The following is a 7786-nucleotide window of genomic DNA, read 5'->3' on the forward strand; positions in this document are numbered from 1 at the left end:
CACCAGAACTCTGCGGGCGGCGGGCGCCTTCCCCGCGGTGTACTTCGGCAAGGGCTGAGCGCCGGGGCCGGGCGCGGCCGACCGATCCGGTACCCGGCCGCGCCCGCCACGCCACGCACGGCGCACGGCGTACTGCGCGCGGCCCCGGACACCTCCAGCCGATGGTCCTCGTGCGCGAGCCGGATGCCGGTGAGGGCTACTTCTCCCAGCCGACCGTCTCCGGAAGCGGGTTGTAGAAGATGGTCGCGCCGACGTTGGCGAGGCCCTTCTTCACGCCGTAGGTGGAGGGGCCGCTGAACAGCGGCAGGAAAGCGTACTCCTGGAGTGCCTTCCGCTCGGCCTCGTTGGCCGCCACGGCCTGCTTGCCGAGGTCGGAGATCTTGGCGATCGCGCGGATCTCCTTGTCCAGCGCGGGCGAACCCGCTCCGGTGAGGTTGGAGTCACGGTCGGAGCAGTAGAAGTCGCACAGGTAGCGGGCGCCGAACGGGTCCATCGAGCGGTTCCCCGACACGAACAGATCGAACTTGCGGTCGCTGAGGATGTTGGAGAAGTCCGCCTCGTCGGCCTTCTTGATGTCGAGGCGAATGCCCACCGATTTGAGCATCGCGGCGAAGGCACCGGCGGTCGCCTTTTCCAGCGGATCGTCGCCGAGAAGCGTGTAGCCGACTTCGAGCTTCTTGCCGTTCTTGACCCGTATGCCGTCGCTGGCGGCCTGCCAGCCCGCCGCGTCGAGCGCCTTCCTCGCGTCGTCCGGCGCGTACTTCAACACGTCCGAGACATTGTCCTCGTAGCCCTTCTGGAAGCTGTACAGAATGGCCGAGCCGGGCAGCGGCTCCCTGTAGTCGAGGCCCTGGAACCGGATCTTCGCGATCTGTGTGCGGTCGATGCTCTCCTCGATCGCCTTGCGGACCGTCTTGTCGGCGAGGACCGCGGACTTGGTGTTGAAGTAGAGCGAGTACTCGAAGGGGCTGCCGCCGCTGCGGATCTCCGTGCCCTTGAGTCCCCTGATCTGCCTGAGGCTCTCGGCGTCCACGGCGGAGACATAGTCGAGCTGACCGTTCTTGAAGGCGTTGATCGCCGCGGTCGACTCCAGGTTGACATAGACGCGCTTGTCGAGCTTGCCCTTCCGGCCCCACCACTTCGGGTTGCGGACGAACGTGAAGTCGCCCGAGTGGCTGTCCCACTTGCCGACGGTGTACGGCCCTGCGCCCCATTCCGGGTGAGCCTTCTTCACGTAGGCCTTGTTGAAGTTCTCGACCGTTGCGGCCTTGGGATGCAGGAAGGTGGTGAACAAGCTCGACCAGGAGGGGCTGACCCCCTTGAAGGTGATCACGGCCTGCTTGGCGTTCCTTCCCTTCCCGACCGAAGTGATCTGGTCGTAGCCGTCGGTGGAGGAGGCCGCATAGGACTTGTCGGAACCGTTGTTGGCCTTCCATGTGGCCCTGATCGCGGTCCAGTCGATCGGAGTGCCGTCGTTGAAGACGGCCTTGGGATTGATGGTCAGCGTGACCTTCTGGTTGCCGCCTTTCACGGCGACGTTCACGTCGCTGAAGTAGTCCGGGTTGTACTGCACCTCGCCGGTCGGTGAGTAGGTGATCGCGTCGGCGTTGTACCAGGCCCAGACACGGGACGCGGTCAGCGTGGCATTGACGTTGAACGGGTTGCCCTGGTCGTCGAAGGTCCCGACCGTGGTGTACGTGCCGCCGTCCTTGATCCGGTCGTAGGGCGTGGGGTTGTAGTCGGCGACGGACGACGCGGCCGAGGGAGCGCCCTTGGCATTCGAGTCCGCGGAGTCCCCGCCGGGTGAGGACTGGCACGCGGTTGCGGTGACGGAGATGGCGGCGATGAGAGCGACGGGCAGGGCCAGTCTTGTGCGCATGACGAATCGTTCCTTACAGATCGGTGGAGAAAGACACGAACGCGGCGGCGGTGTGAACGAGGGAGGGAAGCGGCCCCTGCTCGCCGAGGCCGCCGTTCAGATGCCGTGGCAGGCGTACTGGTGTGTGGGGCGCCCGGCCGCGGGAGTCGGCTCGGGACGCTGCGTGCGGCAGCGGTGGCGCAGTTCGTCGTCGGCACTGCGGTACAGCGGGCAGCGGTCGACGAAGACACACCCCGCCGGCATGCGCGCGGCACTGGGCTGCTCGCCCTGCAGCACGACGCGTTCGCGGGTGCGTTCCCGCTCGGGGTCGGGTATCGGGATCGCCGACAGCAGCGCGCGGGTGTACGGGTGCTGGGGATCGTTGAAGATCGCCTCGGTGTCCCCCGTCTCGACGATGTGCCCGAGGTACATCACCGCGATGCGGTCGGAGATGTACCGGACCACGGAGAGATCGTGGGCGACCACGAGGTAGGCGAGACCGAGGTCACGCTGGAGCCGCGCCAGGAGGTTGATCACCCCCGCCTGTACGGAGACGTCCAGGGCGGAGAGCGGCTCGTCGAGGGCGAGCAGCTTCGGCTCCGTCGCCAGGGCGCGGGCGATGCCGACGCGCTGGCGCTGCCCTCCGGAGAGGGCGGCCGGGAATCGGTCGCTCACCGACTCGTCCAGGCCGACCAGGGTGAGCAGTTCGTGGACCCGGGCGCGGATCGACTCGCGATCACGGCCGATCGCCCGCAGGGGTTCGGCCAACAGGTGGAAGACGGGCATGCGGGGATCGAGCGCTCCCAACGGGTCCTGCATGACGATCTGCACGTCCTGCCGCAGCTGCCCGTGGCGCACGGCGGACGGGACCGTGCCGACATCGGTGCCGGCGATCTCGATCCGGCCGGCCTCGGGCCGACCGAGCCGCAGGATCTCCATCAGCGTCGTGGTCTTGCCGCTCCCGGACTCCCCCACCAGGCCGAGCGTCTCACCGGCGCGCAGCTCGAAGCTGACCCGGTTGACGGCGTGCAGCGTGCCGACCCGGCGCTTGAGGAGGGCGCCCTTGGTGACCGGGAAGGTCTTGACGAGGTCCTCGACGCGGAGCACCACCTCACCACGCAACGCCACCTCACCACGCAACGCCACCTCGGCGGCCTCGGCACGGCCTGCGGCCGCCGGCTGACCGGCGGGCGGGGTGTCACCCGCGGGATCGAGGGTTCCGTCGGCGATCTCGAAGGCGCGCAGGCAGGCCACATGCCCGTGTCCGGTGACATGGCGCAGCTTCGGTTCGTCGTGAGCGCACGCGTCGAGGGAGACGGCGCAGCGGCTTGCGAAGGGGCAGCCGCTCGGGAGGTTCACCAGGGTGGGCGGCTCGCCGCCAATCGGCACCAGGGGCTTGCGGGCCCCGCCCTCCACGTCCGGTACGGCGGCGAGCAGTCGCGCCGTGTACGGCATCGTCGGGCGTCGGAAGAGTTCCCCGACGCCCGCGCGCTCCACGAAGCGGCCCGCGTACATGACGGCGACATCGTCCGCGTGGCCCGCCACGACCCCCAGATCGTGTGTGATGAGGACGAGGCCGGCGCCGGTCTCCCGCTGGGCCTGGCGCAGCACTTCGAGGATCTGTGCCTGCACGGTGACGTCGAGTGCGGTGGTGGGCTCGTCGGCCACGAGCACGGACGGTCTGTTCGCGATCGCCAGGGCGATGACCACGCGCTGGCGCATGCCACCGGAGAACTCGTGCGGAAAGGACGCGGCCCGGTTGCGCGGGTCGGGGATGCCGACGAGGTCCAGCAGTTCGACGGCCTGCTCCCAGGCGGCCCGCTTCGTGAGGTCCTGGTGGACCCGCAGGGCGTCGGAGAGCAGTCTGCCCACGGAGAAGATCGGGGTGAGAGCGGACAGGGGGTCCTGGAAGACCATGCCGATGGAGCTGCCCCGGATCTTCGAGAGCGACGGGTCGTCGAGGCCGACGAGGTCCTGTCCGCCGAGCAGCACTTGTCCGCGCAGTTCGGCGGAGGGCGGCAGCAGGCCCATGATGCCCATCGCGGTGGCCGACTTGCCGGATCCGGACTCGCCGACGATGCACAGGGTCCGGCCGGGCAGCAGGTCGAAATCCACGCCGCGCACCGCCTCGACGGTACCGGCCTCGGAGGGGAAGGAGATCCGCAGGTCCCGCACGGAGAGGGCGGGGGTGGCGTCGGTGGGTGGCACCGGGTCGAGCAGCGGGGTCGCGAGGGTCATCGTCGGCCTCCTGCCGAGCCGGTCACAGATGTGGGGTCGAGGGCGTCGCGCAATCCGTCGCCGATGAAGGTCATCGACACGGTGAGCAGAACGACCAGTCCCGCAGGGAAGGCGAAGAGCCAGGGGGCGCTGGTGACGGTGCCCGCGCCGTCCGCGAGCATCGTCCCCAGGGAGACGTCCGGGGTCTGGACGCCGAACCCGAGGAACGACAGGGCGGTCTCACTGAGGACCGTGGCCACGACGCCGAGCGTGAGATTGACGATGAGCAGGGAACCGAGGTTGGGGATGATGTGGCGGAGGATGATGCGCAGCGGGCCGACGCCCATGAACTCGGCCGCCTTCACGTAGTCCCGTTCGCGCAGTGAGGTCGAGACGGACCAGATCACCCGCGCGGTGGACATCCAGCCGAACACGGTCAGCACGACGATGAGGACGCGCCAGTCGCCGGCCAGCCGGTGGGAGACGAGGGCGAGGATGAGGAACGAGGGCACGATCAGGAGGAAGTGGATGACGGCGAGCGTCACCCGCTCGACCCGGCCGCCGAAGTACGCGGCGCCGGAGCCGATGATCGCGGCGACGACGATCGTCAGCACCGACACGCTCACGGCGATCGTCAGGGAGCGTTGGAGCCCGTGCACGGCGCAGGCATAGATGTCGTTGCCGCCCTGGTTGGTGCCGAACCAGTGCCGTGCGCTCGGCTGTTGAGTCAGTGCGGTGAAGTCGGCGTCGGTGTACGTGCGGGAGGTGAAGCGGCTCCCCAGGGCAGCGAACAGCACGAGCAGCGCGAAGATCACCACTCCGACGACGGCGAGGCGATTTCGCAGGAAGCGCCGCAGGTAGAGGCGACCGAGGCCCAGGCTCGTGCGCTTCCGCGTGGAGCCGGCCGCTCGCGGCACCGGCTCGGCGGACGCGTTGGCGGGCGCATTGGTGGACGCGTTGGTGGTCACCTCAGCTCACCCGCACTCTCGGGTCGAGGAAGACCGTGGCGATGTCCGCGAGGATCGCGCCGATGGCGGTCAGAGCCGCGGCGAAGGCGGCCGTCGCGACCGTACCGTGCACGTCGTTCTTGCTGATGGTCTGGATGAAGTACCGGCCCATCCCGTTCCAGCCGAAAACGGTCTCGGTGATGACGGCGCCGGTGAAGATCGCTGGGATGCTGAACGCCACGGAAGCCGCCGTCGGTATGAGCGCGGCCCTCAGGGCGTGTCTGCGGATGGCCTGCCCGCGGGTGAGCCCGGTGGCCTGCGCGGTGCGTACGAAGTCGGCGTGAAGTGTGTCGAGCAGCAGTGAACGCTGCGTCAGGTGGTAGCCGACGTACCCCATCAGTGTGAGCGTCAGGGTCGGCAGGATCAGGTGCAGAAGGCGGTCACCGATCGTGGGCAACAGCCCTTCGACGTCGGGTGAGTTCTCCCCTGCGACGTAGAGGAAGTGCAACCCGGCGTGCTGGTTCAGCCAGATGGCGACGAAGACCACGGCGAGGGCGGCGACCGACGTCGGGACGTTGAACACCACGATGGACACGGCCTGCGACACCCGGTCGGCCCAGCCGTACTGCCGCGCGGCGGTGTAGACGCCGAGTGCGACACCGATCACGACGGACAGGACCGTTGCGACGACCACCAACTCCGCGCTGATGAGGGCTCGGTAGCCCACTTCGCCGTTCACGGAGACACCCGTCGGGGACTTTCCCCAGTCGAAGTGCAGGGTCACCGACGTGAACCAGTCCCACCAGCGGTGCACCAACGGCACTGTGGGGTCGAGGTTGTACGGTGCAAGGGCCCGGTCGATCTGCGCCTCACTACGGACGGGCCGAAGCTCCTTGAAGTTCGACCGCGGGTCGAGAAACCAACTGGCCAGGAAATACGTGGCGTTCGTCGCGACCACGATCATCAGCAGCCAGCCGGCCGCCTTTCGCGTCACATGGCGCAGCATGTGCGGCACCTCCTCACCACACACATGATGTGCGTCTCGGGAACGCCGGAGAGACAGGTCGAATACATGGGAGGTGAAGCCTTCTTCAGGTACGGAACAGGAGTCACGGAGGTGTGAGCGTCAGCTTGGTCCGTACTTTGCCGCGGCACCAGGTCTTGCCCGGTGTCGCCATAAGGTCGACATGTTGCCGTAGCACACAGCCTGGAATTCGACCCGATTCGGATGATCTTGATGTGTCCGGTCGTCACGTTCCTCCCGGTCCACCCGCCGACGGGCCGCGTGCAGCCTCACACATCAGCGGCCGGCGGGCCGGCAAGACGAGCCAGCGCCCGCCGGCTCGCGCTGGAGAGCAGACAGGATCAGAGAGTCGGCCGTGGCGACGGCGACAAAGGTCGGGACAGTGATCGCAGCCAGGTCCTCACGCACGTCGGCTCGGCGGACGGGCACAGGAGGGGGGCTGCGTTGGTGTAGTCCAGCTGCTTACCGGCCGGCCGGGCGAGAGGCAGTGGCGGGAGCAGGGCCGAGGTGGGCACACCTGCGAGGCGCACACCCACGGTGTGAGCGGTGCTAACATCGAACGCAATGTAAGCGCCGTCAACTTTTGGAAGGTGCCCCGTGCCCTCGCAGCCCAGCCGTGCCGCCTACCACCACGGCGATCTGCGCGCCGCCTGTCTGCGGGCGGCGCGGGAACTGCTCGCCGAGGAGGGCGGCGCGGGCCTGTCCCTGCGGGCGGTCGCCCGCAGGGCCGGAGTCTCGCCCACCGCTCCGTACCGGCACTTCGCCGACCGGCAGAGCCTGGTCTCGGCGGTGGCTGCCGAGGGGTATCGCGAGCTCGCCGGGTATCTCGCGGCAGCCCACCCCGCCCCCGAGACCCCGGACGACCTCGCGGCGGTCGCGGGAGCCTATGTGCGGTTCGCGCTGGAGCGCCCGGGCCTGTTCCGCGCCATGTTCGCGGAGCCCTGCGATCCGGACCACGACGAGCGCGTGGCGGCCAACAGTGTCGTCAAGGCGTACGTCGAAGACCTGGTCAAGCGGGCTTTCCCACACACCGGCGCCGACGCCGGCGACCTGGCAACCGCGGTCTGGGCGCTGGTGCACGGCCTTGCGTTCCTCCACATCGACAGCAAGCTCGACGCCTCCGCGGGCGTCGACGAGCGAGTGCGTGCGGCCGTGCACGCGCTTCTCACAGTAAAGGCAGGCAACCGACCATGAAGGCTTACGTCCTGACCCGCTACGGCGGCCCCGACGCCATGGAGATCCGGGAAGTCCCCGAGCCGCAGGCCGGCCCCGGCGAGGTGCTCATCCGGGTGCGCGCGGCCGGCCTCAACCCGATCGACCACAAGCTGCGGGAGGGCGGGCTGCGTCTGGTCAAGCGCCTGCCGCTGCCCATGGTCGCGGGCAGTGAACTGGCCGGAGAGGTCGAGGCGGTGGGCGCGGGCGTCACCCGATTCGCCGTCGGCGACCGGGTGTTCGCGCGCGTGGACAAGGGGAAGCTGGGCGCGTTCGCTCCGCACGCCGTCGTCGAAGAGTCGCTGGTGGCGAAGATGCCCGCCGCGCTCGGCTTCACGGACGCGGCCGGACTGCCGCTCGCCGGCCTGACCGCGTTGCAGGCGCTGCGCGACGAGCTGGGCCTGAAGCCCGGTGACCGGGTGTTCATCTCCGGTGGCGCCGGCGGCGTGGGCACGCTCGCGATCCAGCTCGCCGTCTCGATGGGCGCCGAGGTGGCCACCACCGCGTCACGCGCGGCGCCGACCTGGT

The 7786-nt window shown here is 69.0% G+C and carries 6 protein-coding genes; 2 read left to right on the forward strand and 4 right to left on the reverse strand.

The features are described from left to right. Nucleotides 1-196: 196 nt before the first annotated feature. The 4 genes from AQI95_RS41710 to AQI95_RS41725 all read right to left on the reverse strand — a co-directional run bounded on the left by AQI95_RS41710 (nucleotide 197) and on the right by AQI95_RS41725 (nucleotide 6028). Nucleotides 197-1879: an ABC transporter family substrate-binding protein gene (locus tag AQI95_RS41710; protein ID WP_208614401.1), complete on the reverse strand. Its 1683-nt coding sequence runs from the start codon at nucleotides 1877-1879 to the stop codon at nucleotides 197-199. A gap of 96 nt (nucleotides 1880-1975) precedes the next feature. After that, nucleotides 1976-4096 (reverse strand): dipeptide ABC transporter ATP-binding protein, encoded by a 2121-nt coding sequence (locus AQI95_RS41715; protein WP_067136404.1) that lies wholly within the window; start codon nucleotides 4094-4096, stop codon nucleotides 1976-1978. Continuing rightward, entirely contained in the window at nucleotides 4093-5043 is a 951-nt protein-coding gene (locus AQI95_RS41720; RefSeq protein WP_425264967.1) for an ABC transporter permease, read from the reverse strand. Before AQI95_RS41720 ends, AQI95_RS41715 begins: the two co-directional genes overlap by 4 nt. 1 nt (nucleotide 5044) lies before the next feature. Continuing rightward, nucleotides 5045-6028, reverse strand: a complete 984-nt coding sequence (locus AQI95_RS41725; protein ID WP_067136406.1) for an ABC transporter permease — start codon at nucleotides 6026-6028, stop codon at nucleotides 5045-5047. 615 nt (nucleotides 6029-6643) lie between these two features. On the opposite strand from AQI95_RS41725, the gene AQI95_RS41730 reads away from it, so the two are divergent. Then, nucleotides 6644-7240, forward strand: coding sequence for a TetR/AcrR family transcriptional regulator (locus AQI95_RS41730; RefSeq protein WP_067136408.1), 597 nt, complete (start codon nucleotides 6644-6646; stop codon nucleotides 7238-7240). Beyond that, nucleotides 7237-7786, forward strand: a 550-nt coding sequence (locus tag AQI95_RS41735) for an NADP-dependent oxidoreductase (RefSeq protein WP_159056699.1), incomplete at its 3' end; no start/stop codon positions are given. The genes AQI95_RS41730 and AQI95_RS41735, both read left to right, overlap by 4 nt.

It is taken from the genome of Streptomyces yokosukanensis (assembly GCF_001514035.1).
Taxonomy (GTDB): domain Bacteria; phylum Actinomycetota; class Actinomycetes; order Streptomycetales; family Streptomycetaceae; genus Streptomyces; species Streptomyces yokosukanensis.